The sequence below is a fragment of the Streptomyces hainanensis genome (genome assembly GCF_004348415.1).
In the GTDB taxonomy this organism is placed as follows: domain Bacteria; phylum Actinomycetota; class Actinomycetes; order Streptomycetales; family Streptomycetaceae; genus Streptomyces; species Streptomyces hainanensis.
Map to the genome: position 1 here is coordinate 1 of NZ_SMKI01000697.1, position 2,697 is coordinate 2,697.

The window sequence follows — 2,697 nt, forward strand, 5'->3', positions numbered from 1 at the left end:
CCCCGGCGGCGTCCTCCCCCTCACCGCCCTCACCGACCGCAACGACAACCGCATCGACGTCCACCACGACGAACACGGCGCACCCACCGACCTCGTCCACACCGGCGGCTACCACCTCGGCATCACCACCCACAACGGCCGCGTCACCGCACTCCGCCTCCTCAACCACCCCGACCAACCCACCCTGCTGCGCTACGGCCACGACGACGCCGGCCTCCTCGCCGAGATCACCAACTCCTCCGGCCGACCACTGACCTTCACCTACGACAGCCACCACCGGCTCACCCGCTGGGAAGACCGCAACGGCTACTGGTACACCTACCAGTACGACACCCAAGGCCGCTGCGTCTTCACCACCGGCACCGACCGCGCCCTGGAGTACCGCTACGCCTACGACCAGGACGCGTACCGGGCCACGGCCACCGACTCGCGCGGCCAGACCACGGTCTACCAGTTCAACGACTCCTACCAACTCGTCGCCGAAACGGACCCGTTGGGCCACACCACCCGCCACGACCGGGACCGCCACGACCGGGTCCGCTCCTTCACCGACCCGCTCGGCCGCACCACCGGCCTCGGCTACGACGAACACGGCCACCTCACGGCCGTCACCCGCCCGGACGGCAGCGAGGTCCGGGCCGAGTACGACGAGTCGGGCCTGCGCACCGCGTTCGTCGAGGCCGACGGCGGGATCTGGCGGCACGCGTACGACGGCAACGGCAACCCCGCCGTCCTGCTCGACCCGGCCGGCGGGCGCACCCGCTTCGGCTACCACCCCGGCGGTGGCCCGGCCTCGGTGACCGACCCGGAAGGCCGCACCCTCCGCATCCGCTGCGATGCCGCCGGGCTGCCCGTCGCCGTCACCGACCCGCTCGGCGAGACCACCCGGTTCGAGCGGGACGGCTTCGGCCGGGTGATCCGGCAGACCGACTCCCTCGGCGGCGTCACAACCCTGGCGTGGACCGTCGAGGGCAAGCCGACGGAGCGCGTCGACCAGCTGGGCGGCACGCGGCGCTGGGAGTGGGACGGCGAGGGCAACTGCCTGACCGAGACGGACGAGAACGGCGGCGTGACCCGGCACACCTACGGGCCGTTCGACCTGCCCACCTCACGGACCGAACCGGACGGCGCACGGTACACCTTCGAACGGGACACCGAGCTCAACATCACCCGGATCACCGAACCCGGCGGCGCCGCCTGGGAGTACACCTACGACGACGCCGGCCAGGTGATCGCCGAGTCCGACTTCGACGGTCGCGTCACGGGCTACGGGCGCGACGCCGCCGGCCAACTCGTCCGCCGCACCAACGCCGTGGGCCAGACGGTCGACTACCGCTACGACCCGCTCGGGCGGCTGGCCGCGAAGACCACCTCGGAAGGCGACACCACCGAGTACGGCTACGACGCGGCCGGGAACGTCGCCAGAACCACCGCGCCCGGCGTCGAACTCGACCGCACGCACGACGTGTTGGGCAACCTGCTGAGCGAGACCGTCAACGGCCGCCGCCTCGCCCTCAGCTACAACGCCGCGGGCCAGCGGGTGTCCAGGACCACCCCCGGCCGGCACACCAGCGTCTGGACCTACGACGCCGCCGGCCGGCCCGCCACGGTCGACATCGCGGGGCGTGAACTCGCCTTCGCACACGACCCGCTGGGCCGGGAGATCTCCCGCGTCCTCGACACCGTGGGCGGCGCGCTGGCCCACACCCACGCCTGGGACGCGGCAGGTCGGCTCGTCGGACAGACACTCACCGCCACCCCCGGTCAGAGGGGGCGGGGCGGGAACGCGCCACGGCTGTTCGAGCGGTCCTACACCTACCGGGCGGACGGCCACCCGACCGCGCTCGTCGAGGACGCCGCCGACCCGACCCGGTTCACCCTCGACGCCGTCGGCCGCGTCACGGCCGTCACGGCGCCCGACCGGACCGAGAGCTACACCTACGACCCGAACGGCAACCAGACGACGGCGGACTGGTCCACCGCCGACGGGCCCGGCGCGGCCGCCGGAGACCGCGACTACGCCGGAGCACGGCTCACCCGCGCCGGCGGCGTCCGCTACGAGTACGACGCGGCGGGCCGCGTCACCCTGCGGCAGCGCACCCGGCTCTCCCGCAAGCCCGAGACCTGGCGCTACGCGTGGGACGCCGAGGACCGGCTCACCGCCGTCACCACCCCCGACGGCACCCGCTGGCGCTACCACTACGACCCGTTCGGGCGGCGGGTGGCGAAGGAGCGGCTGGGCACGGACGGCGGCGTCGTGGAGCGCACCGACTTCACCTGGCTCGACGCCGTCCTCGTCGAACAGACCACCACCGTGCCGGCCGACGGCGCGCCCCCCGTCACCCTCACCTGGGACCACCTGGGCCTGCAACCGCTCGCCCAGACGGAACGGAGCGGCCGCGACGCCGAACAGGCCGACATCGAACAGGCCGACATCGAACAGGCCGAGGTCGACCGCCGGTTCCTCGCCATCGTCACCGATCTGGTCGGCCGGCCCACCCACCTCGTCGACGAGACCGGCGAGGTGACGTGGCGGCACCGCGGCTCGCTGTGGGGCGCCGGCGAGGCGGACGCCCCGACCCCGCTGCGGTTCCCCGGGCAGTACGCCGACGAGGAGACCGGCTGGCACTACAACGTCCACCGCCACTACGACCCGGACACCGGCCGCTACGCCACCCCCGACCCGCTCGGCCTCAC

The 2,697-nt window shown here is 73.5% G+C and carries 1 protein-coding gene; it reads left to right on the forward strand.

Annotation, left to right across the window (positions count from 1 at the left end; genetic code table 11):
* Nucleotides 1-2,697: RHS repeat-associated core domain-containing protein (locus tag E1283_RS34845; protein WP_132822170.1), on the forward strand; the 2,697-nt coding region annotated here is incomplete at both ends.